Raw genomic sequence first — 26,954 nt, 5'->3', positions numbered from 1 at the left:
CCTTAAACTTTCCCCGCCCGCTGAGCCTCAGCTCAGCACCGCGTAGACCACCACGTTCTCGCGGTAGGAGTGCCTGGCGGTGTCGAACTCGCCACCGCAGGTGATGAGCCGGAGCTCCGGCAGCGGCGTCGGGCCGTAGACCTTGGCGCTGGGAAACCTGGCCTTCTCGTAGTGCTCGCGGGCCGTCACCTTGAATGTGAGCCACGCGCCGGCGCGCTGGACCTCGACCCGGTCGCCGGGTTTCAGCTCGTGCAGCTTGTAGAAGACCGCCGGGCCGGTGCGGGAGTCGACGTGGCCGGCGAGGACCGCGGGGCCCGGGTCACCCGGGACGGTGCCGGCGGCGAACCAGCCGGCCTCGTCGTACACCTTGGGGCTCTGCAGCTCGCCCTTCGGGTCGACCTGGAGGGACTCGAGGCCGGTGTCGACCCCGAGCGACGCGATCCGCAGCCGGGTCGGCGGCGTGTCCTGCCCGGTATCGCCCGGCAGGTCCAGGTCGATGCGGTGCGGGACGATCCAGGTCGACTCGCCCGCGTCGATGTCGATCCGGCGGCCGACGAGCGTCGCCGCGCCGGTGAAGACCGGCGCGGCGAGCGCGAGGACGCAGGCGACGAGGGTCAGGGTCCGGCGCCGCGGCGTGCGGTGCCGGACGACCCGGCCCGCCGACCTGACCATGTGCCGTTCCCCGGTGCGTCAGAGCTGGGTCGGGACCCGGTGGCGGCGGCGCAGGACCAGCAGGCCGGCCGAGGCGAGGACCACCAGCAGCGCGGCGGAGCCGAACGTCAGCCAGAGGCCGGTGCGGTCCGGGTCGCCCGCGGTGCCGCCGGCGCCCGTGTCGACGCCGCCCGCGGGCACGCCGTTGCTGGTCGCGTCGGTGCGCAGCTGGGCGGTGAGGCCGTTCTTGCCGTCCAGGACGATCAGCGAGTAGACGCTGCCGGCCTGCAGCGGGGCGGTGACCGTGGTCGCGGCGGTGGTCACGCTCGGCGGGGTGAGCCGCAGCGTCCACTTGCCGGGGTCGACCAGCTGGTAGTCGGTCGTGGAGGCGAACTGGACACCGCCCGCCACCTTCGCGCCGCCCGCGATCGACACGTCCAGGACCGGCTCCTTCACCGACGCCTGCACGACGCGGACCTTCGCCTTGCCCTGCTCCGGCAGCGCCAGGTCGTCGGGGATGACGCGCAGGCCGAGGTCGGTGAACTTGCCGACGCCCGCCACGGTGTACGCCTTGCCCTCCACGACGGTGGCCTGGGTGCTCAGCACCGGCGGGCTGTCGGCGGCGGCACCCTTGGTGCGCATCGCGACCGCGTACGTGCCGGGCGCGAGCGGCAGGTACTTCGACACCACGCCGTAGCCGACCGCGTCGAACTTCTGCGTCGCCATCGACCCGCTGACCGAGCTCAGGTACACGTCGACGGCGGGCGTGTCCGGCGACAGGTGCGCGAGGCGGACGTAGCCGACCCCGGCGGCCGACGCCGGCGAGGCGCCGGCGAACGAGAGGCCGAGGCCGATGAGTGCCGCCGCGGAGAGCGCCGCGGTCCGTCGCCGCAGTGAAGCACCGATCACGATCATGTCCCTTTGCTCGATGGACCACCAGGAGGGATGGTTCGAGGGTACGTACCCGAGCGAGGGAAACTGAGTAATCCGTCCGGGCACCATAAGCACTGACCGATGTGCACGATGCCGAACGGGGCGGCGAAACACAACCGCTGGACGGTCCTTTTCCGCTACTGGGCGGTCACTGATCGGTAACGATCACTGTCTCGGCCCGCCTTGCCATCTCGGGCCGACTCACTGTCTCGGGCCGCCTCGCTATCTCGGGCTGCCGAAGTCCTGGGTCCAGATCGGGGTCTTGCCCTGGTACGCCAGCCCGACGCCGAGGTCCTTGAGGCCGCAGTTGAGGATGTTGGCCCGGTGGCCGGAGCTGTTCATCCAGGCCTTCATGACGTCGGCGGGCGTCTTCTGGCCCTTCGCGATGTTCTCCGCCGCGCCGGACCACTTGTAGCCGGCGTTCGTGATGCGGGTCGCGAAGCTGGTGCCGTCCTGCGACGTGTGCGAGAAGTAGTCGTTGGCGGCCATGTCCTGCGAGTGCTTGCGGGCCGCGGTGGCGAGCTTCGCGTTGTAGGCCAGGGGCTTGCAGCCGGCCTTCGCCCGCTCGGCGTTGACGATCACGAGGACCTGCTGCTCGTACGAGAGGTTCCCGGGCGCGGCGGGGGCGGTCGTCTTCGGCTTCGCGGGCGGCGTGGTCTGCGCCTTCGTCGGCGTGACGCTCGGCGGCGCGGCGCTGCTGGCCGCGGCCTCGGGCGTGGCGCTCGCGTCCCCGCTCCCGGCGGCGGCGGGGTCGCCCGCGTTCGCCGGGTCGCCGGTCGCGTCGCCCGCCACGGAGGTGCGGGCCGCGTCGCCGGTGTCGCCGTCGTGGCCGAGCAGCACGGCACCGCCGAACGCGGTCGCGCCGACCACCAGCAGCGCGGCGACCCCGACGCCGACGATCACGGCGAGCCGGGTGCCGCGGCGGTGCCTGGGCCCCTGCGCGTCCGCGGCGTCGTCGCCCTGGCCCTCGCCGTACGGCGCGCTCCCGTAGCCGTAACCGTCGCCCTGGCCGTAGCCGTCGGCGGAGCCGTAGCCGCTGCCGAAGCCGGCGTCCCGGCCGTCGCCGTAGGGCGTCCGGGGGTCGCCCTGCGGGGCGCCGCCGTAGGCGGGGCGGGCGGGTTCGGTGTTGCGGGCGTCGTACGGGCCGAACGCGGACACCAGCTGCCTCCTGAGGCACAGACGACTCAACCGCACCGAAGCCTATGAGCCGCGCCGCCGCCGGACCCAACCAGCGATGCCGATTTCACGACGATCTAAGCGAAACTTATGCCTCGGTCGCGCTGAGCAACGCCGTCACCCCGCGGCGCAGCACCCCGGTCGCGGCGGGCACGTCCAGGTGCAGCTCGTCGCGCAGCATCGACCACGACGCGAAGGTGGTCGCCACCGTGAGCGCGTGCAGGGTCTCCTCCCGGCTGTCGCCGGTGCGGTCCAGCTCCTCGGCGAAGAGTTTCTCCAGCTCGTCGCGGGCGTTCGTCACGTACCAGGTCCGGTTGTGCCGCAGCGCCGCGGAGAACGGCTCCCGCAGGCGGGCCGCCCGGGCCGCCGGCGCGATGAGCTCCAGCAGCCTGGCCCGCTGCTCGCAGTACGCCTCGATCCGCCGGGGCAGGGGCAGGTCCGGCGGGACGGGCCGGTGCTCGGCGGTCTGCCGCTCCATCAGGCGCGCGCCGGCCGCCGCGAACAGCCGCTCCATGTCCTTGAAGTTGGTCCACAGGGCCCGCAGCGACACCCCGGCCCGCTCCGCGATCCGCTCCGCCGTCGGCTTGAGGTCGCCCTCCTCCAGCAGCGCGAGGTGCGCGTCGACGATGGCCCGCCGGGTCCGCTCGGCCCGCAGCGTGCGCCCGTCGACCCGCCGCTGCCCGACCGCTGCCTCACTCACGCCAGCACCTCCGCTCGCCGCTCATTCGCGCCACCCCTGTTTCGCGGTCCCTGCACGGTGCTCCGTACCGCTCATGACTGATCAGCCTACGTGTGTACGGTGAGGTGCGTGGCACTGCGGACCGTGCACGAACTCGACATCGATCTCCCCGTCATCGACCAGGGTGAGCTCGAGCCCGTCAGCGCGCCGTGGGGAGGCAATCTCAACGATGCCCACGTGCAGACCGGGCGCGCCATCCGGACCACGCTCATCGATGCCCGCCTGCGCCGCTCCCACCTGGAGAATCTCGACCTCAACGGGGTCGTGTGGGAGGACGTGACGGTCTCCGGCTGCCGTTTCGAGAAGGTCGACTTCACCGCGGCGCGGCTGACCGGACTGACGTTCGAGCGGGTCCACTTCGTCAACTGCAAGCTCACCTGGGCGCACATCGCCGAGTCGCGGCTCGGTGACGTGCTCTTCGAGGGCTGCCGGCTGGACGCGGCGAACCTCGACGACATCACGACGATCGGTCCGACCGGATTCGTCGGATGCGTCCTGGTCAACACCGTCTTCCGGGACTGCGTCCTGCCGCATGCGGCGATGTCCGGCTGCCGGCTGCGGCAGATGTCTTTCGAGAGCTGCGACCTGCGCGGCGCCGACCTGCGCGGCAACCAGCTGTCGGAGGTCAGCGGCGTGAGCAGCCTGCGAGGCGTGACGATCGAGCCGGCGCAGCTGCCGGGCCTCACCGACGCGGTGATGCGGGACCTCGGCGTGATCGTCCGCGGGCCGAAGGGTTGACCCGCCAGCGGGGGCGGCGGCGCTGCGGGGGGACCGGCTCGTCGACGCACGCGGCCGGCCCGCTCGCCACGACCGGGGCCGCGAGCAGGTCGCGCGGGTCCGCCTCGACCGCGCCCTCGACGCTGGCGAAGGCGGCGATCCCGTCCATCCCGGCGGCGACCTGCGCCCACGACCGGATCGCCGGCGACGGCGCGGCGAGGCGCAACTCCCCGCCGCGCTGCCAGGCGAGCTCGGCGACCCGCACCAGCAGGGCCGCGCCGGCGGTGTCGCACACCGTCACCTCGGACACGTCCAGGACGAGCCGCGGCTCGGCCGCGACGAGGCAACCGACGAGCACCGGCTCGACGGTCTCGACGGTCCCTTCCACGAGCAACCCGTGCAGGGCAAGCACCACGGCGTTCATCGCTGTCGACGGTACCGGCAGACCCCGGCCCAATCGTCTCCTTCGGTCGGATGACCCCGCCCGGGCCGTCCCGTCACCCGCGGATCGCCTCCAGCGTCTTCTTCAATGCTTTCGGTGCGGTCGGGGTCGTCGGTGCGTCCGGGCGGAGCTGCTGCATGCGGGCGCCGAGCTCCTGGAGCTGGGCGCGGCTGAGCGCCTCACGGACCCTCGGGAACCACCCGTGCTCCTCCTCGTCGATGTGGTGCGTGACACTCTCGATGAGGACGGTGACCTTGGCATCGAAGTGCTCGTGGTCAGGCTTCATCTTGGCGAGCTCCATGCACAGCACGTCGGCGACGTGATGCTCCTCGTACGACTCGAGGATCTCCTCGTCGAGGTCCGGCACCAACCGGCGGACCTCCGGATACATCACCTCGTCCTCCAGGTACGTGTGCACGGTCAGCTCGGCCAGGATCTGCTTGACGATCCGCCCCTTCGCCCCCGCCGGTCCGTGCTCGGCTGCCTGGAACTCCTTGAACAGCCGCTTGACGTTCTTGTGGTCTTCCTTCAGCACGACGATCGCGTCGGTGGACATCGGGTCTCCTCCTGGGCGCAGCCTGACTGATGTCCGCATACCCGCCCATGAGCAGCACAAACGGGTCCTACCGGCGGGTGCTGACCACCATGCCGGAGCCGTGGTCGAGCTCCACGGAGACGAGATCGGGGTGAGACGTCAGCACCCGGCGTACGCCGGCCTGGCGGGCCTTGAAGTCCTCGGGCCAGTCGTCGACGACCCGCATGTCGTCGACCACGAGGATGCCGCGCGGCCGCAACGCGGCGATGGTCAGGTCGAGCCCTTCGATCTTGCCGCCCTGGGCGTCGGCGAAGATCAGGTCGAACATGCCCACGGCGGACGGCAGGAACGCCAGCGCGTCGGCGACCCGCAGGTCCACATAGGACGGCCAGGTCTCCCCCGCCGCGACCGCCGCCACCTTCTCGTCCAGCTCGAGCGACGTCACGGTCGCGTCGGTGCGCTCACCCAGGCCGGCGACGAGCCAGGCGACGCCGACCCCGGCGCCGGTGCCGAGCTCGAGGATGTGGCCGCCCGGGCGGATGCTCGCGGCGAGCACGGCAAGGAGCCGGCCGACGGGCTGTTCGCAGGACATCGGGAAGCCACTGGTCTCGGCACGCTGATACGCGGCATCGACGAGATTCATGGCACCGACCCTACCGAACGGTGCCCGGCGGGCCGTGCGAAGCTGACCTCCGTGAAGTCACCCCGGATCCTCACCCTCGCCACCCTGCTGGCCCTCGCGGCGCCGGCGGCCCTCGCCGGCTGCGGCTCCTCGGGGGACTCGCCCTCCACCGGCGGCAAGGGCGGCGGCGCGCAGACCGCCACCAACGCGTTCGAGGTGAAGGACGACGTCAGCGTCGTCGAGATCGACAGCGCGGGCGGTGCGATCACCGTGAAGGTCGGCTCCGGCCCCACGATCAAGGTGACGGAGACGTCGACCTTCAAGGCCGACAAGCCCGGCCGCAAGCAGACCGTCGAGGGCGGCGAGCTGGTCCTCGCGTCGACCGGCTGCGCGAGCGGCGACTGCTCGATCGCGTACACGGTGGAGATCCCGTCGACGCTCAGCGTGCGCCTCGACAGCGCCGGCGGCACGGTCTCCCTCAACGGCCTCACCGGGATCATCGACGTGTCCACCGACGGCGGCGCGCTCACCGGGGCGGGCCTGGCCCCGCCGGAGCTGACCGCGCGCACCGGCGGCGGCGCCGTCGACGTGGCCGTCACCCAGTCCCCCGACCGCATCGACCTCGACAGCGGTGGCGGCGACGTGTCGCTGAAGCTCACCGCCGACGGCTACGCACTCGACGTCCAGCTCGACGGCGGGAAGCAGTCCGGCACCGTGAAGTCCGACGCGGCCTCCGTGCACAAGGTGCACGTCATCACCGGCGGCGGCAGCCTCACCTTCAAGTAGTTCTTGTTCAGTCTTTCAGTCGGTCAGTGCGGAGTAGATCAGCTGGCGCAGCTGCGGCCGGATCGGGTGGGTGCTCGACGGCAGCAGCTGCGTGTAGAACGCCACCGTGAGCCGTTCCGCGGGGTCGATCCAGAAGGCGGTGCTGGCCGCGCCGCCCCAGTAGTACGTGCCCGGCGTCGACGGCGTCCTGGCCGGGACGGGGTCGCGGACCACGGCGAACCCGAGTCCGAAGCCGATCCCCTCGAACGTCGTCTCGGCGAACCCGCCCGTCTGCAGCCGGTCGAGGTCGACCCCGCCGGGCAGGTGGTTGCGGGTCATGAACCGCACGGTCCGGCTGCTCAGCAGCCGCTCCCCCGCCGTGCCGTCCCGGCTCGTCGTGCCCTCCCGCAGCAGCATCGCGGTGAACCTGTCGTAGTCGGCGGCGGTGGAGATCAGCCCGCCGCCGCCGGACTGCATGGCCGGCTCCTCCAGCGCGTACTTGCCGATGGCGTCGAACCTGGTCGCCTTGCCGCTGGCGGGGCTGGGCACGTAGAGCGCGGCGAGCCGCTTCGCGTCGTCACCGTCGGGGTCCACCGACCAGCGGGTGTCGGCCATGCCGAGCGGCTCGAAGATCCTGGTCCGCAGGAAGTCGCCGAGGCTCTGGCCGGACACCACCTCGACGAGCCGCCCGAGCACGTCGGTGGACACCCCGTAGCCCCACCCGGTGCCGGGCTGGAAGAGCAGCGGCAGCGCCGCCCAGTCCCGGCTGGCCTGCGCCAGGTCCACGCCCGTCTTGGCGAGGACGTCGTACCCCGCCTTGCGGTACAGCGCGTCGACGACCGAGGTCTGCAGGAACCCGTACGTGAGCCCCGACGTGTGCGTCAGCAGGTGCCACACCCGGATCGGCTCGACCGCCGGCACGGTGAACGGCGCGGAGGCAGACCCCCGGTCGTACACCTGCGGCGCCGCGAACTCGGGCAGCCACCTGCTGATCGGGTCGGTCAGCTCGAACCGCCCCTCCTCCCAGAGCATCATCGCGGCGACCGAGGTGATGGGCTTCGACATCGAATAGATGCGCCACAGCGTGTCGGGCTCGACCGGCAGCCCGGCCTCCATGTCCCGCCACCCGTACGTCGAGGCGTGCGCCACCCGCCCGTCCCGGCTCACCACGAGCTGCCACCCCGCCAGCCGCCCGTCGTCGACGTACCTGGCGAAATGCTCGTCCAGCCCAGCCAGCCGCTTCGCGTCGATGCCGACCTGCCCGGGCGCGACCTCAGGTTCGATGCTCACGCCCGGCAGCCTAAACGCGACCTCAGCTCCGCGCGAGATGCGGAACCCACACCCGAGCCGAACCGGCGGGCGGTTCCGTGCCGGTGCGGCTGGGTGGTGGACCGGTCCGCGCTGCCTCGGCCCGTTGCGCGACCTTGCCTCTGCAGGGGCGGGTCGGCGTGGGCCAAGGCGGCGACGGCGGGCGGGTCAGCTCACCGCGAGCTGCTCCGCTCCCGCGACGACCTTGTCCACGAAGCCGTAGTCGACGGCCTCCTGGGCGGTGAACCAGCGGTCGCGGTCGGAGTCGGCCTCGATCTGCTCATACGTCTGGCCGGTGTGCTCGGCGATCAGGCGCTGCATGGTCTTCTTCGTGAAGAGCATCTGCTCGGCCTGGATGGCGATGTCGGAGGCGGTGCCGCCGATGCCGCCGGAGGGCTGGTGCATCATCACGCGGGAGTGGGGCAGGGCATAGCGCTTGCCGGGGGTGCCGGCGCTGAGCAGGAACTGCCCCATCGAGGCGGCCATGCCCATCACGACGGTGGAGACGTCGTTGGGGACGAAGCGCATGGTGTCGTAGATGGCCAGGCCGGCGCTGATGACGCCGCCCGGGGAGTTGATCCAGAAGCTGATGTCCTTCTCGTTGTCCTCGGCGGCGAGGAGGATCAGCTGGCCGCAGATGCGGTTGGCGCTCTCGTCGTTGACCTCGGTGCCGAGGACGATGATGCGCTTGGTGAGCAGCCGGTCGAACACCGCGCTGTCGAAGGGGATCTGCGTGTCTGCCATGAGCGGCGTCCTTTCCCGGGGCTTTCCTCGACCGTAGTGATCGCACCCCGGGAAGGGAGCCCTGGTTCGCTGTGAGCGTGTTCGCTGTCAGCGTGCTCGATGCACGCCAAATGCTGATATTTCCGGTTTAGCGGGCGCGCAGCGCCTGATAAACCGGAAGCCCGCGGGAGCGCAGCGCCTGGCAAGCCGGAATCGCGGTGGCTTGGAGCACCTGAGAAGGCCGGCAGTGCGCGGGCGCAGAGCGCCTGGCAGAGCCGGAAGCACGCGGAAGCAGAGTGCCCGGTAAGCCGGAGCACAACGGGACGCTCATTCGGGGCGCAGGATCGGGCGCAGGGTGTCCAGGACCGACGGGTCCTCGATCGTGGACGGGACTGCCGGGTCGGCGCCGGCGGCGATGCCGCGCATCGTCTTGCGCAGGATCTTGCCGGAGCGGGTCTTCGGCAGCGCCGGCACGACCTGCACGCGGCGCAGGGAGGCGACCGCGCCGATGCGCCGGCGTACCGACGCGACCAGCTCCTGCTCGATGACCTCGTGCTCGGTGTCGATGCCCGCCTTCAGCACCACGAACCCGCGCGGCACCTGCCCTTTGAGCTCGTCGTCGACGCCGATGACCGCGCATTCGGCGACGGCCGGGTGGGCGGCCAGCACCTCCTCCATGGAGCCCGTGGACAGCCGGTGCCCGGCGACGTTGATGACGTCGTCGGTGCGGCCCATGACGTAGAGGTAGCCGTCGTCGTCGAACCGGCCGCCGTCGCCGGTCAGATAGACGTCGGGGAACGCGCTCAGGTACGACTCGACGAACCGCTCGTCGTCGTGCCACAGGGTCGGCAGGCAGCCCGGCGGCAGCGGCAGGCCGATGACGATCGCGCCGTCGACGCCGGCCGGGGCGGGTGCGCCGTCCGGCTGCAGGACCCGCACGTCGAAGCCCGGCACCGGCACCGACGGCGAGCCCGCCTTCGTCGGCATCGGCTCCAGGCCGCGCAGGTTCGCCGCGACCGGCCAGCCGGTCTCCGTCTGCCACCAGTGGTCGACGACGGGGACGCCGAGGGTGGCACCGGCCCACTCGTAGGTCTGCGGGTCGAGCCGCTCCCCCGCCAGGAACAGCGTGCGGAGCGAGTCCGTCCTGTACCGGGCGGCGAAGCTGCCCGACGGGTCCTCCTTGCGGATCGCGCGGATCGCGGTCGGCGCGGTGAACAGGGCCGTCACGCCGTGCTGCTCGATGACCCGGAAGAACGCGCCCGCGTCCGGGGTGCCGACGGGCTTACCCTCGTACAGGACGGTCGTGGCGCCGGCGAGCAGCGGGCCGTAGACGATGTACGAGTGGCCGACGACCCACCCCACGTCGGACGCCGCCCAGAACACGTCGCCGGGCCCCGTGGCGTACACGTTGGCCATCGACCAGGTCAGCGCGACGGCGTGCCCGCCGTTGTCGCGCACGATGCCCTTCGGCCGGCCCGTCGTGCCCGACGTGTACAGGATGTACAGGGGGTCGGTGGCGGCCACCGGTACACACGCCGCCTCCGCCGCACCGTCGAGGGCGTCCTCCCAGGTCAGGTCGCAGTCCTGCAGCACGCCGGGGGCCTGCGGCCGCTGGAGGACGACGCAGCGGTCGGGCCGGTGGGTGGCCTCGGCGAGCGCGGCGTCGAGCAGCGGCTTGTACTCCACGACGCGGCTGCCCTCGATCCCGCACGACGTCGCGACGACCACCTTCGGCCGGGCGTCGTCGATGCGGGCGGCGAGCTCCTTCGGCCCGAACCCCCCGAACACGACCGAGTGCACCGCGCCGAGCCGCGCGCACGCGAGCATCGTGATGACCGCCTCCGGAACCATCGCCATGTAGACGACGACCCGGTCCCCCTTCTCGACCCCCAGCTCGCGCAGCGCTCCCGCGCACCTGGCGACCTCGTGTCGGAGTTCGCGCCAGGTGTACGAGCGGAGGGTGCCCGTCACAGGACTGTCGTAGATGAGGGCCGTCTCGTCGGCGCGCCCGGCGGCGACGTGCCGATCGACGGCGTTGTAGCAGGTGTTGAGCTCGGCGTCGGGGAACCAGCGGTAGAACGGCGGGCGGTCGCCGTCCAGCACCCGCATCGGCATGCGGTCCCAGTCGACCCCGGCGGCGGCATCCCGCCAGAACCCGTCGGGGTCGGTGAGGCTGCGCTCGTACGTGTCGCGATAGGCGCCCATCCCTCGATGCTTACACCGGAGCGCTCCGGCTGGCCAGACCTGCCGGTGCATGGTCGAGCGCGGCCTGGATCGCGGCCACCAGCGCCCTGGCCGCCTCCTCGGTCAGCTCGACCGCGACCCGCGCCGCCGGCCCCCGCGCCGGGTCCGCGAAGTCGATGTTGAGCGTGTGCCCGAACGGCGCGTGGTGCGGGTGGTCGACGTACACCGCCGCCCGCGTCACCCCGAACCAGCCGTCCGGCCCTTTCGCGCTGCCCTCGATCTCGACGGTCTCGGTGTCATACGTGCACATGCTCAGGCCTCCAGCCGCTTGCCGCCGAGGTGCCGGTCGAAGAACGCGAAGATCCGCTTCCACCCGTCGACCGCCGCCTGCTGCCGGTACCCCGGCCGGTCCGGCGAGAAGAACCCATGCCCCGCCCCCTCGTAGCTGTGCCGCTCGAACTGCTTGCCGTGCTCGGCGAGGATCCCGGCGAGCCGCTCGACCTCCGCCGGCGCGGGGTTCCTGTCGTCGACGCCGAACAGCCCGAGCACCGGGCACCCGAGGTCAGGCAGCCGATCCTTGATCGACGTCATCTTCAGCCCCGTCGACGCCGCCGGCGGCTCCAACGCGAACGCCCCGTAACAGTCCACCGCCGCGTCCAGCGGCATCGCCGTCGCGACCAGCAGCGCCTGCCGCCCACCCGAGCAGTGCCCTATCACCCCGACCTTGCCGTTGTGCCCGTCCATCGCCCGCAACGCGTCCGCCGCGGTCCGTACGTCCTGGATGACCTGCTCGTCCGGAATCCCGCCCTGCCCCCGCACGAACGCCGAAGCATCATCCGGCGACGCCCCCGGCGCCTCCCGCCAGAACAGGTTGGGGCAGATCGCGAGGTACCCGTTCACCGCGAACCGCCGCACCATCTCCTTCGTCGACTCGTCCCACCCCGGCAGGTGATGAATCACCACAACCCCCGGAAACGCCCCCGGCCCAACCGGCCGGGCCTGGTAGGCCTGGATCTTCTCGTCACCGACGTACACCGTCTCGGCACGAATCGCATCAGACATACCCCCAACGTACTGCCGCCCCCACTCACCTCGACGCCACCGCCCAGCGTGGTGATCAAAGGAGGATTCCGGCCGCGGTGACAGCCAGATCCGTCCTTCGATCTACGTCCCCACCAGCCGCCGCGACCACCGCCACCACACAGGACGACCCGACAAACAGCCCCGCCGCAGGCCCCCCTCCCCCAACACAAGGCCACACGCATCGACCGACCACATCCCCGCGGCGAGGACAAAAATCGGGCGAAACAGCGCACTGATCACCAAAAGGCCCGACACAGCGCGAGCCAGCACGGAGCAGCACGGCCAGGGCACAGGGCAGCTCAGTGCAGGACGGCACGGATCGGATCGAAGTCGCGCAGACTCGACCCACGCGGGTGCCCTGCACCGCCTGGCCGACCCTGCGCCGAGCCACTGCCTGGGTCGGCGCCACGGAGGTCAAACGCCTGCCCACGCCGGCCGGCTGGGGCGGCACGACCCGAACCTGGGCGACGCAGGTCGAAGCCGGGCACCGGTCCAGCCCATACCGCGCCCACCGAAGCGTCACCCACGAAGCGAACCACGCGGCGACCAAACCGCGACCGGCCAGCCCCACGGCGGGGAGCGACACGGACCGCGCAGGTCGAAGTCCGGCCGCCGGTCCGGCCCAACGCCGCGTTGGGCGAAGCAACGCCGACGACGCGGCGCGACACCCAGCCATGCCACCCAATGGCAATCGACGCGGCAGCCGACCCAAGAGCCACGCAACGCCGCACCCCAGCCGGGACCACGCAGCGGCAGACGAAGCGCGACGGCCAACGCCACGCCCAGCCGGAGCCACGCAACGACCAGCGACACGACGCGGCGGCCAGCTGAGCAACGCCGCACCCGGACGGAGTCACACGGCGGCTGCGTCCGGAGCCAGCTCACCGACCGCGGCTAGGGCGGCGGGCGAGGTGACGCAGCCCGCCTCACCCAGCACCGCCGCGCCCAGCCACGCCACGCGGTGGTTGGCGGGGCTGGTGAGGCGGTGCTGGGTGAGGGTCGCGGCGCGGGGCGAGTGAAGTGGACGGGACGGGCGGCGGGTCTTGGGTTGGGGGTTACTGGCGGCCGGGCTCCAGGCGGCGGAGGGCCAGGCGGGCCAGGGCGATCAGAGCGGTGATGTGGAGCAGGAGGATCAGGACCGAGCGCCACCAGGCGCCGGTGTTGTGGGCCCAGAGGGTGTCGTCGAAGGGGATCATCGACGTGAGGTCGACGGTGGAGGCGCCGGCGGCCAGGCCCCAGCGGGTGGGGAAGAGCCAGGCGATCTGCTGGAGGACGGTCTGGCCTTCGAGCTCGAAGAGGCCGCCGGAGAGGACGAGCTGGGCCATCACGACCACGACCAGGACGGGGGTGGTCTGCTCGGTGGTCTTGGCGAGGGCGCTGACGAGCAGGCCGAACGCCATGGAGGCGAGGGCCACCAGGGCGACGGGGATGCTGATCTCCAGGAGCCAGTGCTCGGGGAAGATCAGGGGGGCCTTGGGCGGGTTCTTGCCGAGGAGGGCCAGCCAGGTGAAGAGGGCCGTCTGGCCGACGATGATGATGGAGAAGACGAAGACCTTCGAGGCGAGGTAGGCGCCGGCGGAGAGGCCGACGGCGCGTTCGCGCTTGTAGATGGTGGCCTCGTTGACGATCTCGCGGATCGCGGCGGCGGTGCCCAGGAAGGCGGCGCCGACGGCCAGGACCACCAGGAGGCGCTGGGCCTCGAGGCTGATTCTGCCCGTGCCCGGGGCGAGACCGTTGTCACCGGGGACGGTGCGGGTCAGCAGGGCCAGGGCGAGCGGCAGACCCAAGGTGAACAGGGCAAGGCCGCGGTCGGCGCCGATGACCCAGAACATGCGCAGGCACAGGGTGAGGAACTGCCGGACCGGGGCCGCCGGGTGCAGGGCTCTGCTGCGCAGTGACGCACCGCCGAGCTTGACCCGCGCCCGCCCGACCGCCCGCGCCGGCTTCCCAGACGACGAACCAGGCGACGAACCAGCCGACGAACCAGCCGCGGCGGAAGCAGCGGGACCAGGAGCAGGGGCAGGGGCAGGGGACGCCGGCCGCTGCGGCATGGTCTGTTCCGCGGTCTGCGCGTCCACACCGGTCTCGGACGGAGCCGGGTCGCGGGGCTGCGGGACGGTCACGCGCTCGACCGCGGCGGGCTTCGGCAGCGGCGCCTCGGCGATCTGGGCGGTCACATACTTCGTGTAGAGCTCCGAGCTGCGATACGTCCGCATCCAGTGGTCGGCATTGGTCGTGACCTCGCGGAACACCTCGGCGTAGTCCTCGGCGCCGAAGAAGGAGAGCAGCTCGCCGGGCGGGCCGAAATAGCCCATGCGGCCGCCGACGGTCAGGACGAGGACGCGGTCGCACAGGTCGAGGTGCATGACGTTGTGGGTCACGACGGCCACGGTGCGGCCCTTGTCGGCGAGGTCGCGGAGCTCCTCCATGACCTCCTTGTCGAGCGCCGGGTCGAGGCCCGACGTCGGCTCGTCGAGGAACAGCAGCGACGGCTCGGTCAGCAGCTCCAACGCGACCGAGACGCGCTTGCGCTGGCCGCCGGAGAGCTTGTCGATGCGCATCTTGGCGCGCTCGGTGAGGTTGAGGGTGCGCAGCACCTCGGCGACGCGGCCGCGGCGCTCCTCGCGCGGCACGTCGTCGGCGAAGCGCAGCGCGGCGGCGAAGCGCAGGGCGCGGCGGACGGTGAGCTGGCGGTGCAGGACGTCGTCCTGCGGGACCATGCCGATGCGGTAGCGCAGCTCGGCATAGTCGGCGTAAAGGTCGCGGCCGTCATATCGGACCGTGCCCTGGGTGGCGGGCCGCAGCCCGGCGACGGCCTTGATGAGGGTCGACTTGCCGCAGCCGGAGGGGCCGATGACGCCGAGCAGGCTGCCCTCCGCCAGGGCGAAGCTGACGTCGTCGAGCAGGATCGCGTCCTTGATGCGCACGGTGAGGTCGTCGGCGATGAGGGAGGACGGGCCGGCGTCCTCGAACTCGTGCAGGCGCATCCCGTCGAAGATGAACTCGTGCCGGCCGATGGAGATCATGTCGCCGGGCTGCATCGCCTGGCGGGCGACCTGCTTGCCGTTGTGGAACGTGCCGTTGCGACTGCCGAGGTCGACGACCTCATAGCCGGTCGGGGTGCGGCGCAGCTCGGCATGGTTGCGCGAGGTGCGCAGGTCGGTGAGGACGATGTCGTTGTCAGGGCCGCGGCCGAGGCGGATCAGCGCCGCCGCGTCGTGCAGGGCCGCCTCCCGCTGCGCCGGCGGCTGGGCCGCGGGGACCGGCTCGGCGATCGTGACGACCTTGAACGCGACCTTGGGACCGTCGGCGGCGCCGAGGTGCACCGCTCCCCCGTCGACGGCGGCGACGAAGGCGGCCTTCTCCCCGTCGACATACGTCCCGTTGCGGCTGCCGAGGTCGCGCAGGAACCAACCGTCATCGTTCCAGATCACCTCGGCGTGCCGGCGGGAGATCAGGGTGCCCTCGACGACCAGGTCGTTGGCCGCGTCGCGGCCGATGGTCACGGTGTCGTCGGGCCGCACCAGTGAGCGTGCCTCACCGGCGGGGCCGGTGACGGTCACTTCGAGGACGGTGAGCTCGCGGGTCACGGTCTGCTGGTCATTGCTCGCCACGGCCATCATCATGCCGCCCACGTACGACAGAAAACAGCCGGGGATTCTTGTATCAGGAAGCTGACTTCCTCCCTCTAGTTTCCAGACCACGTGAGGAGGAGAGCCCATGGCACCAGCGGACGCCCGTTCGGAGCAGTGGCGGTCGCGACGCGCCCGCAGGCTCGCCGGGCTGGGGTGGGTGCGTCGCGAGGACCGGGCGGACGGCACTCCGGTGCGGTTCGTCGCGGACGAGCTCCTGGTGCTCGACGACCACTTCGCCACCGCTCGTCAGGCGTTCATGGAGCAGGGGTTCACCGTCCGGGACATCGTGGAGGAGGGGGATGTCCCGGAGGGGTTCCGGCGGGTGCGGTTGCCTGGCCTGGACGTCGCGCGTGCCGCGAGGCGGGTGCGGGTCCAGGCCGAGGCGGCCGGTGACACCAGGGTGGCCGCCGGGCCGAATCACGTGTTCGTGTCGACGCCGTTCGAGCACGCGGGGCCGTATGGACCGCCGCTCCCGGCGGCGCCGGGGCACCTCACGGTGCGTGACCGTGCGGTGCCGGAGGTCGAGGTGCTGGTGCTGGACACGGGGGTGTGGCTCAACAGCCCGCTGCCCAAGGACCGGTATGTCACCGACGACTACGAGTCCAGCATCCAGGGCGACGAGGAGGTGCGCGACGGTGACGTCGGGCATGCCAACTTCGTCGCCGGGGTGCTGGTCGCCAGTTCCGCACACGTCCGGCCACGGGTGGTGAGGATCGTCGACACGCACGGGGTGTGCCGGGAGACCGACCTGATCGCGGGGCTCCGGCAGGCGTACGACCATCAGCTCATCAACCTGTCACTGGGCGGTTACACGCTCGACGACCGGCCGCCGGTCCTGCTGACGGCGGCGCTGACGGAGTTGCTGGGCAGCGGCGACCGGGTGGTGGTCGCCGCGGCAGGCAACGACGGGCAGCACGACCGGCCGTTCTGGCCGGCGGCGTATGCGGGGACCAGCGCGTCGTGGCGGCGGCGGGTGGTCGCGGTCGCGGCGCACGACGGCCGGCGGATCAGCGACTGGAGCAACACCGGCACGTGGATCACGCTCGTGGCGCCGGGCGCCGACGTCACCAGCACGTTCGTGCACCACGAGGACTTCGGCGACGGCTGGGCGCGGTGGAGCGGGACCTCGTTCGCCGCGCCGTTCGTCGCGGCGGCGATCGCCGACGCGTTGCCCGGTGCCGGCTCGGCCCGGCTGGCGGCGGAGGCGGTCATCGCCGGCGCGTCCCGCCGGTATGGCCGCTACGCGGGTCTGGCGTGATCGTATGCGCCACGGCTGGGGGCAGCGGTGCCACACCGGGAGCATTACCAGGGGGAGGGGGGTGACGGGGTGCGGCACACAGGTCGCCGCACCCCGTCACCGGCAGGTCGCGATGATAGCCTTCGAGACCATGGCTGAGCCTGAAAACGCCGAGCTCCTGAGGGCGGCCGCCACCGGCGACCAGAAGGCCTGGGAGTCCATCGTGGACAGATATGCCAACCTTGTCTGGTCGGTCGCGCGCAGCTTCCAGCTCGGCCGTTCCGACGCCGCCGACGTCAGCCAGGCGACCTGGTTACGGCTGGTCGAGCACATCGCCGACGTCCGTGACGCGGACCGGCTCGGCTCGTGGCTGGCCACCACCGCCCGGCGGGAGGCGCTCGCGCTGCTGCGCCGCGGCGGGCGGGACGTGCCGGCCGGCTCGGCCACCGACTTCATCGGGATCCTCGGCGGCGCGCTCGCCGGCGAGGACGAGGAGCTCGACGCGGGGGTGCTGCGCGACGAGCGGGACAAGGCGCTGTGGCACGAGTTCCGTTCACTGTCCGGCCCCTGCCAGCAGTTGTTGCGGGTGCTCATCGCGGACCCGCCGCCGAGCTACGCCGAGGTGTCGGCCGCCCTCGACGTGCCGGTCGGCAGCATCGGACCGACCCGGCAGCGCTGCCTCGGCACGCTGCGACGCAGATTGGGCTCGACGACGACATGAGACCACGACGGACCACACCACAGGCGCACCGCGACATGAGGCCACGACGGACCACACCACAGGCGCACCGCGACATGAGGCCACGACCGACCACACCAAAGGCACAGACACAGACACAGTCACAGGCAGGGCCGACCCGATGATCGGGGAGGAAGAGGTGCTCAGGGCATTGCGCGACATCGCGGGCCGTCACGACCCGGTGCCCGACGACGTGCTCGCGGCGGCCCGGGCCAGTATCGGCTGGCGTGACCCCGACGCGGCCCTGGCCGAGCTGACCGCCGACTCGGCGCGGGAGCGGCTCGTCGCGGTCCGTGGTGGCGGCTCGCCGCGGCTGCTGTCGTTCTTCGGCGGCTCGCTGACGATCGACGTGCAGGCGACGACCCGCGCGGGCGCCGTCGAGGTGGTCGGCACGGTGTCCCCCGCGGTGCCGGCCAGGATCGTCCTGGAGTCCCCGACGGGCAGCCACGAGACCGACGTCGACGACGAGGGGCGTTTCCGCTTCCAGGGTGTCGTTGCGGCGTCTGTACGGCTGCGGTGCGAGCCGGCCGACGGTGCGCCCGTCCACACGGAATGGGTGCTGCTCTAAGAGGGGCAATTCGCCGCGAGACGGACACTTCCGGCGGTACCCTGCAAGGCATGCCGATCGATCACGTGCAGATCGTGTCCATCCCGGTGAGCGACCAGGACCGGGCACGCGACTTCTACGTCAACGCGCTGGACTGGGAGCTGGTGAGCGACAACGACTCCGGCGACCGCCGGTGGGTCGAGGTGGCCCCGAAGCACGGCCAGACCGCGTTCACGCTCGTCACCTGGTTCGAGACCATGCCCCCGGGCTCGCTGCGCGGCATCGTGCTGGACACCGACGACATCGAGAAGACCTACGAGGAGCTGTCCGAGCGGGGCATCATCTTCGACGGACCGATCGAGGAAGGGCCGTTCTCGCGGGTCACGAGCTTCTCCGACCCCGACGGCAACACCTTCGTGCTGCACCAGCTCTACCAACCGCGCACGAGGGTACTAAGCTACCCGCCGGCAGGGTCGTAGCGCAGAGGTCGTCGCGCCCGCACAGCACGCTGGAGGACGTCGGTTCGATTCCGACCGGCCCTGCCCCTCTATGCTCGTCCCCGGTGGGCCGTAGCGCAGAGGTCGACGCACCGCTTTGCCAGAGCGGAGGACGCCGGTTCGATTCCGGCCGGTCCACCCACACGCTTCCTTGCGGACAGGGGCTAGGCTCTGCCAGTGCCTCGTCTGGACCCCTCCGACGTCGCGGCGTGCCTGCGTGTGCTCGCCGCGCTCAACGGCGCGGACGACGACGACCCGTCGGCACAGGCGGTCCGTGAGGCGGTCGTCAGCTCGTACAAGAGCCGCAAAAAACACCAGAAGAGCGCGCGCAAGGCGGAAAGCGCCGCCCACGACCTGCAGGTGCTGACCAGGGCCACGGAGCAGGACGAGGAACTGCTGCGGGCCCGGCGGTGCTACGTGTGCAAGCGGCACTACCGCACGGTCAACCGGGCGTACCCGCTGATGTGCCGGCCCTGCTCGACCGGCAACACGGCCCGCCGCACGGCCCGCTGCGACCTGCGCGGCCGGCGCGCGATCGTCACCGGCGGGCGGATCAAGATCGGCTACCAGACGGCGCTGAAGCTGCTGCGCGACGGCGCCGACGTCATCGTCACCACGCGCTTCCCGCACGACGCCGCCCGCCGGTTCGCCGCGGAGAGCGACTTCGCCGACTGGCGCGGCCGGCTGCGGGTGCACGGCGTCGACTTCCTCGACCTGCCCGCCGTCGTGGGCCTCGTCGACGCGGTCACCGAGCAGTGGGGCCACCTCGACATCCTCGTCAACAACGCGGCCCAGACCATCTCCCGGCCGGCCGAGTACTACCGTGCCCTGCGGGCCGCCGAGACGGCGGCGCTCGGACCGGGCACCCCGGAGCGGGTCCCCGCTATCAGGTCCACAGTGGACTTCTTTCCACCCGGCATGGTGGATGAGACCGGTGAGCAGCTCGACCTGCGCCCCGTCAACAGCTGGGTGCTGCACCTGCACGAGGTCACCCCGCGGGAGTGGATGGAGGTGCAGGTCGTCAACGCGTTCGTGCCGTTCATGCTCACCGCCCGGCTGCGCCCGCTGATGCTCGCCTCGCCGCACCCCGACCGGTACGTCGTGAACGTCTCGGCGATGGAGGGCAGCTTCAGCCGCCGCAACAAGACCAGCCGGCACCCGCACACCAACATGGCCAAGGCCGGCCTCAACATGCTGACCCGCACGATCGCCGAGGACTACGCCCGCGACGGCATCCACGTCACCAGCGTCGACACCGGCTGGGTCACCGACGAGCGGCCGCAGGGCACCAAGGAGGCCTTCCACGAGGCCGGCTTCCGGGTGCCGCTGGACGTCGTCGACGGCGCCGCCAGGGTGTACGACCCGATCGTCCGCGGCGTGCACGGTGACCGGATCTCCGGCGTCTTCCTCAAGGACTACCAGGTGGTGCAGTGGTAGACATCGCTTGCCCGGTGCTCGCGGCGCCGGCCGTGCCGCAGGCCGACCTCGCCGACCTGTCTCCCCTCCTCCAACGGCTGCGCGACCCCGAGCCGGTCCGGGAGACCGAGCGCTTCCCGCTCGGCACGCTGCAGCCCGACGGCCGGGTCGACCTGTGCAAGCAGGGGCTCGGCGCGGCCGGCGTCACCCAGGTCCTCGACCGGGTCGTCGGCTCCCCGCACGCCGTGCACCTGCTGCTGGGCACCAACGGGCTCGGCGCCCCGGGGACCGCCGCCCTCGCCGAGGGCCTGCCGGAAGGGCACCGGGTCGAGACGCTGTACCTCGGCTGCAACGCGATCGACGCGGCCGGCGCCGCACCGTTGTTCGAGCGGCTCGCCGCCGACGACCGGGTGCGGGCGCTGTGGCTCAAGCGCAACCCGCTCGGCGACGAGGGGGTCGCCGCGCTCGCGGAGACGCTGCGCCGCAACACGACCATCGACACCGTCGACCTCGTCAACACCGGCCTGACGACCGCGGGCCTGGCGGTGCTCGTCGACGCGCTCGCCGCCCGGCCCGCCCCGGTGACCCGGGTGTTCCTCGGCGGCAACGGCCTCGGCCCGTCGGCGGGTCCGCTCCTGCGGCGGCTGCTGCGCGACGCCGGGGTCCGCGGCCTGTTCCTGGCCGCGAACCGGCTGGGCGACGACGGCGTCCTGCCGGTCGTCGAGGCGATGCACGGCGGCCACATGACGCTGGGCCTGGGCGGCAACGGGCTCACCACGGGCACCGTCACCGCGCTCGCGCCGCGGCTGCACCTGCTGGACAGCCTGGACCTGAGCCGGCCCCAGTCGCTGCGGGTGCTCGGCGCCACCGACAACCAGGTCGGCGACGACGGTGCCGCGCTCCTCGCCGCCGCGCTGCCCGGCACCCGGCTGCGCCGCCTCGACCTGCGCCACACCGGCGTCGGCGGCCGCGGCGCGAAGGCGCTCCTCGCGGCGCTCCCCCAGACCGCCCTGACCCGCCTCGCGCTCGGCCCGGACGTCCCGCGCCGCGTGAAGCGGGCCATCAGCGCGCTGCTCCCGGCCGCCGACAGCCAGCCGGGCAGCGAGATCGTGAGCGTGTACCGGTGACGGCCCTGACCCGAGCGGGCGCCGGCAACTGGCGGCGGATCCGGCGCTGGGCGACGCCCCCGTCGATGATCCGGGCGGCGACCCAGGCCCGGCTCGCCGGCGACTGGCGGGCCGCGTGCGCCGCCGCCAACGTCGACGTCGAGCTCGACGAGGGCCAGGCGAAGCTGTTCGAGGACGACCTCGCCCACTTCGCCCCGGACCTGCTGCGCTGGCACCTGCCGCGCAAACCGGCCCGCGGCGACACCCACCTGGACGCCCGGCAGGTCGTGCACCTGGCCGGCGACGGGCCGGCGCTGTACGTCGGCGGCACTCGCCTCGGGTTCGGCTCGCAGCGGCTGCGGCTGTTCGCCACCGACGAGCCGCTCGACAGCGACGACTGGGACGACTGGGAGTGGGACGACGGCCCGCGGCCGTTCCACGCGCTGCACGACTACCGGACCCGCCGGCACCTCTGGGACGCCCGCGAGTCCGGCCGGCTCCTCGAGGGCTGCGGCTGGACGCACCTGCCGTTCCACGACCCGGCCGGCCGCCCCCTGCCGGAGGCGGCGTGGGGTGCCACGGAGCGGGTCCTGGCGCTGCACGACGCCGGGCGGTTCCGGGAGGCGTGGCAGGCCGCCGGCGCCGACGTGCCCGAGCTGCCGGACGACGGCAGCCACTGGAACACGCGGATCCTGCGGCGGCTGTGGCGCGGGTTCCTCGGCGAGCACCTCGCCGTCCTCGACGCCGCCCGCGCCCGCGGCACCGACGCCGTCGGGATCGTCTTCGGCTGGAACTACGTGCTGAAGCTGACCGGCTTCACCGACCAGCGGCTCACCGGCGAGTGGGTGGGCACCGGCTACCGGGACCGCGACGCCGACTGGCACCTGGACACCCGACCGTACGAGCGGCCCATCGACGCCGAGCTCGTCCGCACCGGCACGATCCCCGCGTCGTGGCTGCACCCGCTCGTGCACGCCGCGTTCTTCCCCGAGGCCGTGGCCCCTTCGCCGCGGGTGGGCGCGACGGCGGTGCCCGAGGCGCGGCTGCGCTGCCGTGACGGCGCGTGGCATCACGTACGGATGGCCGGCGGCCGCTTCGAGATCCCCCACTCCGACGAGGAGCGCCGCCGCGAGCAGGCCCTCCTCGCGCTCGGCGGCGAGGTGCACGGCTGCATCGCCGCCGAACGGAACTGGCGCGAACCCCACGCGAAGCTCCCCCGCGCCCTGCACGAGCTGCGCCGCGACCTCATGCTGCGGGCCCAGCAGGGCGACCTGCCCGGCGTCGTGGAGCTGCTCGACGCGGGCGTCGACCCGCACGCCCGCGACCCGCACGGCCGGACGCTGCTGCACCACATCAGCGGCCTGATGGCGGCGCCGGACGACCTGACCCTGTTCGACCGGCTGATCGGCCTCGGGCTCGACGTCCACGCCCGCGACCGGCGGGGCATGACGCCGCTGCAGACCGCCGTGTACGACACCGGATCCGCCAGGCTCGTCCGCGCCCTGCTCGCCGCCGGGGCCGACCCGGACGGCGAGGACGACAACGGCGTCTCCGTCGCCGACACCCTGGACCGGTTCGGCCGCCCCGAACTGAAAACCCTGCTGCAGTCGGGGTGAGGACGCTGCGCACGGCGCGGCGGTTCGCGGTGCCCCGCTGGATGATCGAGCGGGCGACGCGGTGCCGGCGCGCCGGGGACTGGCGCGGCGCGTGCGACGCGGCCGGCGTCGACGCCGGCCTCGACCTGGCCCGGATCCGGCGCGACCACGGCGCCGCGGTCGCCGCCGCGGTCGAGGACGACCTGCTGCACCTCGCGCCGGACCTGCTGCGCTGGCACCTGTTCCAGGCGCCGGCGCCGGTGCCGGGTTCGGTGACCCTCGCGGTGCACGGGCCGCACGCGCTGCGGGCCCGGTGGCGGCACCCCGGCACCCCCAGCCAGCGGCTCGAGCTCGAGTTCGCCGGCCTGGACGGCGACCAGCGGTTCGCGTTCGACGGGGCCCGCGAGCGGTGGGACAGCCGGCGCACCGGTGAGCTCCTCGACCGGTGCGGCGGCTACGACGGGCACCTGCCGTTCCTCACCGCGTCCGGCGACCGGCTGCCGGAGGCGGCGTGGGGCGGCCCGGAGCGGATCATCGCCCTGCAGGACGCCGGCGACTGGGCCGCCGCCTGGACGCTCGCCGGGTTCGACGTCGGGCCGCTGCTCGCGACGACCGGCAAGGGGTACTGGGTCGGCAGGGCGCTGCGCGACCGCCGGCACGACCTCACCGGGCTGCGGACCGCCGTCGCCGCCGTCTTCGCCGGGGGACGGGCCCGGGCCGGCGTCCCGCTCGGGCTCTCCCCGGACACCTCGCTGACCGTCGACGCCGACCTGCGGGTCTGGTACGGCACCTCGTCGCCCCTGCCACCGATGGTGCCGGTCGTGCGCGCGGAACGGGCGGTGGACTTCGATCTCGTACGCCACGGGATCCTGCCGCTGGAACACCTCCACCCGCTCGTCGGCGACGCGCTCTTCCCCGGCCTCGCCGGGCTCTTCGACGGGCCGCCCGAGACGGTCCCCGACATGGCGCCGGTCCGGGTGCGCTGCCAGGGCGAGTGGCACATCCTCGGCGGGCACGAGCACACCCCCGACGAGACCCGGCGGGAGCTGGCGCTGCGGGCGCTCGGCGGGGCGCCGCTGCGCGGGTGCTTCGCCGCCCGGGCCGGCTGGCGCGACCCCGACGCGTGGACGCCGAAGGCGCTGCGCCTGCGCCGCCGCGACATCGTGCTGCACGCCGTCAACGGCGACGGGCCGGCGATCGCCGCGTGGCTCGACGCCGGGCTCGACCCGCACCTGCGCGACCACCACGGCCGCACGCTGCTGCACCTGCTCGCGTGGCTGCCGGACCCCGCACCGGTCGTCGCACGGCTGCGGCACGCGGGCCTCGACCCGCACGCCCGCGACAAGACCGGCCTCACCCCGCTCCGGCACGCCCTCGACCTCGGCGGCACACCCGCGGCGATCCGGGCCCTGGAGGAGCTGGGCTGCACATGACGCGGGCCCTGGTGGGGGCGGTGTCCGATGTGGCGGCGTGAGCTGGCGGCCGCGCGGTGGACGCGGCGGGTCGGGGTGCCCGCGTGGATGATCGAGGCGGTGGCCGAGCGCCGGGACGCCGACGACTGGCGGGGTGCGTGCGCGGCGGCCCGCGTCGACATCGACCTCGACCTGGCGGGGATCGGGCGCGGCGACGGCCGGGACGTCGCGGCGCGCGTCGAGGACGACCTGCGGCACGTCGTGCCGGACCTGCTGCGCTGGCACCTCGACCCGGCGCGGCCCGACACCGTCCTGAACGGTTACGGCGCCCGCGCGCTCATCGTGTCGCGGCGCGAGCCCGAGCGGCTGTCGCTGCGCTACGGCGCGGTCCCGGCCGGCTCGTCGCGCAGTTCGCTGATGTACAGCCGGGCGCTGTGGGACGGCCGGTGCACCGGCACCCTCGGCAGCGGGAGGCCGGTGCCCTTCCTCGACGGCGCGGGGAACCGGCTGCCGGCGGAGCGCTGGGGGCTCGCCGAGCACGTCATCACGCTGCAGGACGCCGGGGACTGGATCGGGGCGTGGCGGCTCGCCGGATTCGACCTCCAGCCGCTCCTGCAGCGCCGGGCCGACCTGCGCGCATCGGTCCGCACGCCGTCGCGGGGGCCGGCCCGCAGGACGTGGCGGCTCGACCTGACCGGCCTGCCCGCCGCGATCCGGTCGGCCGGGGCTTCGGAGGCGCTCATCGACCACGTCGACGGGGCGTACACCACCCTGATCCGCGACACGACGGTCGGCGGCTCACCCGAGGCGGCAGGGCTGCGGCTGCCGGCGCCGCTCGTCGAACGCCCCGTCGACGCCGACCTGGTCCGCCTCGGGATGCTGCCGGCGAGCGCCCTGCACCCGCTGGTCGGCGCGGCCCTCTTCCCCGGGCTGCGGTGCATGCCGCCGTCGCCGGTGCCGGACACGGGCCCCGTCCGGGTCCGCCGCGACGGCGCCTGGCGGCTCACCGACCCCGCGGACGCGGGCTGGCACGACCCCCTGGCGGCGCTGCCGAAGCAGCTCCGGTTGCGTCATGCGGCGTTGGTACGACTGGCGCGTCACGGCGACGCACCGGCCCTGTCGGCGTGGCTGGCGGCGGGCGGCGACCCGTACTTCCGCGACGGCAACCGGCGGACGATGCTGCATCTGCTCGCGTGGGTGCCGGACGCCGAGACGCTGCTCCTCGACCTCCTCGCCGCCGGGCTCGACCTGGAGGCCCGGGACGCGGCGGGCATGACGCCGCTGCTGTTCGCGGTCGGGCACGGCGGGCCCGCCGGGACGGTCCGGGCGCTGGAGACGATGGGCGCCGACGTGAACGCCGTCACGTTCGCCGGTCTCGGGTGGGCCGATCTGGCGCGGGCCTCGGGGCGGCTCGACGAGCTGTCGTTCCTGGGGTGATTGGGTCGCGCGGTTCCTGGGTTTTTGGTCGTGCGTTCCTGAGGTAACTGGGTCGTGCGTTCATGGGGTAACTGGGTCGTGCGTTCATGGGGTAACTGGGTCGTGCGTTCATGGGGTAAGTGGGTCGTGCGTTCATGGGGTAACTGGGTCGTGCGTTCATGGGGTAAATGGGTCGCGGAATTGTCGTACCCGGCGGATACCGTGTCGCGCATGACCGCAGAACCAACGGCGCTGACCCTGCTCGCCGCCGCCGACGAGCTGCTCGCCGCGACGCGCTCGACCCGCGTGGAGCGGCGCGACAACACCCAGCTCGAGGCCCTGGCGCTGGCCGTCTCCGCCAACCTTCCGGTCCTGCTCTGGGGCGAGCCCGGCATCGGCAAGTCCTCGGCGCTGCAGCAGCTCGCCGACCGGCTCGACGTGCCGATGGAGACGGTCATCGCCAGCATCCACGAGCCGTCCGACTTCGCGGGCCTGCCCGTCGTCGGCGACGACCCCGCCACGCAGGGCGTGCCGATGGCCCCGCCCGACTGGGCCGTCCGGCTCGCCAAGCGCGGCTATGGTCTGGTCTTCTTCGACGAGCTGTCCTCCGCCCCGCCCGCCGTGCAGGCCGCGCTGCTGCGCGTCGTCCTGGAGCGGCGCGTCGGCAGCCTCGAGCTCCCGCCCGCGGTCCGTGTCGTCGCCGCCGCCAACCCACCGTCGAGCGCCGCCGACGGCTGGCACCTCAGCCCACCCCTGGCCAACCGGTTCGTCCACCTGCACTGGACCCACGACCCCGCAGTCGTCGCCCGCGGCCTCGCCGGCACCTGGCCCACCGCCGACATCCCCCGCGTCGACCCGCGCAAGGGCGCGTCGGCGCTCGCCAGGGCCCGCGGCACGCTGTCCGGGTTCCTCACCGCCCGCCCCGGCCTCGCCCACCACCTGCCCGCCGACGCCGAGGCCCGCGGCGGCGCCTGGCCGTCCCCGCGCACCTGGGAGATGGCGCTGCGCCTGCTCACGTTCGGCATGGCCAGCGACGCCACCCGCGCCGCCCTGTCCACCGCCCTCGTCGGCGCCATCGGCGACGGCGCCGGCCTCGAGCTGGTCAACTACCTCGACGAGCTCGACCTCCCCGACCCCAACCGCGTCCTCGCCAACCCCGACGCCTTCCAGCTCCCCGCCCGCGGCGACCGCCAGCTCGCCTTCCTCACCGCCGTCGTCTCCGCCGTCCAGAGCAACACCACCCGCGAGCGCTGGGAAGCCGGCTGGACCGTCCTGAGCAAGGCCGTCGAGGCCGGCGTCCCAGACGTCGCCGCCCGCGCCGCCGCCGACCTCGCCGCCATGCGCAAACCCGCCTGGCCCGTGCCCGCCACGATCGACGCTTTCATCGACATCCTGAGCCTCTCCGGCGCCCTCCGATGACCACCCCACTCCCAGCGGGCGCGGTGGACCCACCACTCCCAGCGGCCGCGGCCGGTC

25 protein-coding genes and 2 tRNA genes are annotated in these 26,954 nt (G+C 73.0%); 14 read left to right on the top strand and 13 right to left on the bottom strand.

Translation table 11 applies throughout. From position 1 onward, the window contains the following. Positions 1–27: 27 nt before the first annotated feature. The 4 genes from ACQEVZ_RS37110 to ACQEVZ_RS37095 all read right to left on the bottom strand — a co-directional run bounded on the left by ACQEVZ_RS37110 (position 28) and on the right by ACQEVZ_RS37095 (position 3,460). Positions 28–672, bottom strand: coding sequence for a class F sortase (locus ACQEVZ_RS37110; protein ID WP_433375247.1), 645 nt, complete (start codon positions 670–672; stop codon positions 28–30). Between the two features lie 18 nt (positions 673–690). Further along, positions 691–1,566: a DUF4397 domain-containing protein gene (locus ACQEVZ_RS37105; RefSeq protein WP_433375244.1), complete on the bottom strand. Its 876-nt coding sequence runs from the start codon at positions 1,564–1,566 to the stop codon at positions 691–693. A gap of 240 nt (positions 1,567–1,806) precedes the next feature. After that, entirely contained in the window at positions 1,807–2,742 is a 936-nt protein-coding gene (locus ACQEVZ_RS37100) for a CAP domain-containing protein (protein ID WP_433375241.1), read from the bottom strand. 106 nt (positions 2,743–2,848) lie between these two features. Continuing rightward, positions 2,849–3,460, bottom strand: a complete 612-nt coding sequence (locus ACQEVZ_RS37095) for a TetR/AcrR family transcriptional regulator (RefSeq protein ID WP_344503360.1) — start codon at positions 3,458–3,460, stop codon at positions 2,849–2,851. Between the two features lie 108 nt (positions 3,461–3,568). Between ACQEVZ_RS37095 and ACQEVZ_RS37090 the strand changes: the two genes are divergently transcribed. Beyond that, positions 3,569–4,237 (top strand): pentapeptide repeat-containing protein, encoded by a 669-nt coding sequence (locus ACQEVZ_RS37090; RefSeq protein WP_344503359.1) that lies wholly within the window; start codon positions 3,569–3,571, stop codon positions 4,235–4,237. Here the strand turns inward: ACQEVZ_RS37090 and ACQEVZ_RS37085 are convergent. The 3 genes from ACQEVZ_RS37085 to ACQEVZ_RS37075 all read right to left on the bottom strand — a co-directional run bounded on the left by ACQEVZ_RS37085 (position 4,182) and on the right by ACQEVZ_RS37075 (position 5,836). Beyond that, positions 4,182–4,640 carry an STAS domain-containing protein gene (locus ACQEVZ_RS37085; protein WP_344503358.1) on the bottom strand — a complete coding sequence of 153 codons (459 nt, stop codon included), beginning with the start codon at positions 4,638–4,640 and terminating at the stop codon, positions 4,182–4,184. The two genes, ACQEVZ_RS37090 and ACQEVZ_RS37085, sit on opposite strands and share 56 nt — an antisense overlap. Positions 4,641–4,713: 73 nt before the next feature. Further along, positions 4,714–5,214, bottom strand: coding sequence for a hemerythrin domain-containing protein (locus ACQEVZ_RS37080; RefSeq protein WP_344503357.1), 501 nt, complete (start codon positions 5,212–5,214; stop codon positions 4,714–4,716). A 67-nt stretch (positions 5,215–5,281) separates the two neighbouring features. Next, positions 5,282–5,836: an O-methyltransferase gene (locus ACQEVZ_RS37075; RefSeq protein ID WP_433375234.1), complete on the bottom strand. Its 555-nt coding sequence runs from the start codon at positions 5,834–5,836 to the stop codon at positions 5,282–5,284. A 51-nt stretch (positions 5,837–5,887) separates the two neighbouring features. On the opposite strand from ACQEVZ_RS37075, the gene ACQEVZ_RS37070 reads away from it, so the two are divergent. After that, positions 5,888–6,601: a hypothetical protein gene (locus tag ACQEVZ_RS37070; protein WP_344503355.1), complete on the top strand. Its 714-nt coding sequence runs from the start codon at positions 5,888–5,890 to the stop codon at positions 6,599–6,601. Positions 6,602–6,616: 15 nt separating this feature from the next. Here ACQEVZ_RS37070 and ACQEVZ_RS37065 read toward each other — a convergent pair whose 3' ends face one another. From ACQEVZ_RS37065 to ACQEVZ_RS37040, 6 genes are all read right to left on the bottom strand, one after another. Then, positions 6,617–7,870 carry a serine hydrolase domain-containing protein gene (locus ACQEVZ_RS37065; RefSeq protein WP_433375230.1) on the bottom strand — a complete coding sequence of 418 codons (1,254 nt, stop codon included), beginning with the start codon at positions 7,868–7,870 and terminating at the stop codon, positions 6,617–6,619. A 186-nt stretch (positions 7,871–8,056) separates the two neighbouring features. Beyond that, entirely contained in the window at positions 8,057–8,632 is a 576-nt protein-coding gene (locus ACQEVZ_RS37060; protein WP_363403981.1) for an ATP-dependent Clp protease proteolytic subunit, read from the bottom strand. Between the two features lie 306 nt (positions 8,633–8,938). Then, complete coding sequence (locus tag ACQEVZ_RS37055) at positions 8,939–10,816, bottom strand: propionyl-CoA synthetase (protein WP_344503352.1); 1,878 nt, start codon at positions 10,814–10,816, stop codon at positions 8,939–8,941. Between the two features lie 10 nt (positions 10,817–10,826). Next, positions 10,827–11,105 (bottom strand): DUF6295 family protein, encoded by a 279-nt coding sequence (locus tag ACQEVZ_RS37050; protein WP_344503351.1) that lies wholly within the window; start codon positions 11,103–11,105, stop codon positions 10,827–10,829. A 2-nt stretch (positions 11,106–11,107) separates the two neighbouring features. Continuing rightward, positions 11,108–11,857 carry a dienelactone hydrolase family protein gene (locus ACQEVZ_RS37045; protein WP_354895289.1) on the bottom strand — a complete coding sequence of 250 codons (750 nt, stop codon included), beginning with the start codon at positions 11,855–11,857 and terminating at the stop codon, positions 11,108–11,110. Positions 11,858–12,933: 1,076 nt separating this feature from the next. Continuing rightward, positions 12,934–15,492: an FHA domain-containing protein gene (locus ACQEVZ_RS37040; RefSeq protein WP_433375225.1), complete on the bottom strand. Its 2,559-nt coding sequence runs from the start codon at positions 15,490–15,492 to the stop codon at positions 12,934–12,936. 106 nt (positions 15,493–15,598) lie between these two features. Between ACQEVZ_RS37040 and ACQEVZ_RS37035 the strand changes: the two genes are divergently transcribed. From ACQEVZ_RS37035 to ACQEVZ_RS36980, 12 genes are all read left to right on the top strand, one after another. After that, complete coding sequence (locus ACQEVZ_RS37035; RefSeq protein WP_433375222.1) at positions 15,599–16,771, top strand: S8 family peptidase; 1,173 nt, start codon at positions 15,599–15,601, stop codon at positions 16,769–16,771. Positions 16,772–16,901: 130 nt separating this feature from the next. Continuing rightward, positions 16,902–17,471 (top strand): RNA polymerase sigma factor, encoded by a 570-nt coding sequence (locus ACQEVZ_RS37030; protein ID WP_344503347.1) that lies wholly within the window; start codon positions 16,902–16,904, stop codon positions 17,469–17,471. 139 nt (positions 17,472–17,610) lie between these two features. Then, positions 17,611–18,057: a hypothetical protein gene (locus tag ACQEVZ_RS37025; RefSeq protein WP_354895295.1), complete on the top strand. Its 447-nt coding sequence runs from the start codon at positions 17,611–17,613 to the stop codon at positions 18,055–18,057. A gap of 50 nt (positions 18,058–18,107) precedes the next feature. Then, the gene (locus ACQEVZ_RS37020) at positions 18,108–18,515 is read left to right on the top strand and encodes a VOC family protein (RefSeq protein ID WP_344503345.1); all 408 of its coding nucleotides are present in this window, start codon (positions 18,108–18,110) and stop codon (positions 18,513–18,515) included. Further along, a tRNA-Ala gene (locus tag ACQEVZ_RS37015) sits at positions 18,506–18,578 on the top strand. The genes ACQEVZ_RS37020 and ACQEVZ_RS37015 overlap by 10 nt, the downstream gene beginning before the upstream one ends. A 21-nt stretch (positions 18,579–18,599) precedes the next feature. After that, positions 18,600–18,675 (top strand) — tRNA-Gly (locus ACQEVZ_RS37010). A gap of 35 nt (positions 18,676–18,710) precedes the next feature. Next, on the top strand, positions 18,711–19,970 hold the full coding sequence (locus tag ACQEVZ_RS37005) for an SDR family NAD(P)-dependent oxidoreductase (RefSeq protein WP_433375217.1): 1,260 nt from the start codon (positions 18,711–18,713) through the stop codon (positions 19,968–19,970). Beyond that, entirely contained in the window at positions 19,964–21,076 is a 1,113-nt protein-coding gene (locus ACQEVZ_RS37000) for a gala protein (RefSeq protein WP_433375214.1), read from the top strand. The genes ACQEVZ_RS37005 and ACQEVZ_RS37000 overlap by 7 nt, the downstream gene beginning before the upstream one ends. Then, on the top strand, positions 21,073–22,671 hold the full coding sequence (locus ACQEVZ_RS36995) for an ankyrin repeat domain-containing protein (protein ID WP_433375211.1): 1,599 nt from the start codon (positions 21,073–21,075) through the stop codon (positions 22,669–22,671). Before ACQEVZ_RS37000 ends, ACQEVZ_RS36995 begins: the two co-directional genes overlap by 4 nt. Beyond that, entirely contained in the window at positions 22,668–24,083 is a 1,416-nt protein-coding gene (locus ACQEVZ_RS36990) for a hypothetical protein (protein ID WP_433375208.1), read from the top strand. The genes ACQEVZ_RS36995 and ACQEVZ_RS36990 overlap by 4 nt, the downstream gene beginning before the upstream one ends. Before the next feature lie 27 nt (positions 24,084–24,110). Next, complete coding sequence (locus ACQEVZ_RS36985; protein ID WP_433375205.1) at positions 24,111–25,499, top strand: hypothetical protein; 1,389 nt, start codon at positions 24,111–24,113, stop codon at positions 25,497–25,499. Between the two features lie 210 nt (positions 25,500–25,709). Then, positions 25,710–26,897: an AAA family ATPase gene (locus ACQEVZ_RS36980; protein WP_344503339.1), complete on the top strand. Its 1,188-nt coding sequence runs from the start codon at positions 25,710–25,712 to the stop codon at positions 26,895–26,897. Positions 26,898–26,954: the final 57 nt, after the last annotated feature.

It is taken from the genome of Dactylosporangium sp. CA-152071 (assembly GCF_050936335.1).
Taxonomy (GTDB): domain Bacteria; phylum Actinomycetota; class Actinomycetes; order Mycobacteriales; family Micromonosporaceae; genus Dactylosporangium; species Dactylosporangium maewongense.
The sequence above is the reverse complement of the archived record's forward strand: the minus strand, read 5'-3'. Positions and strand labels throughout refer to the sequence as shown.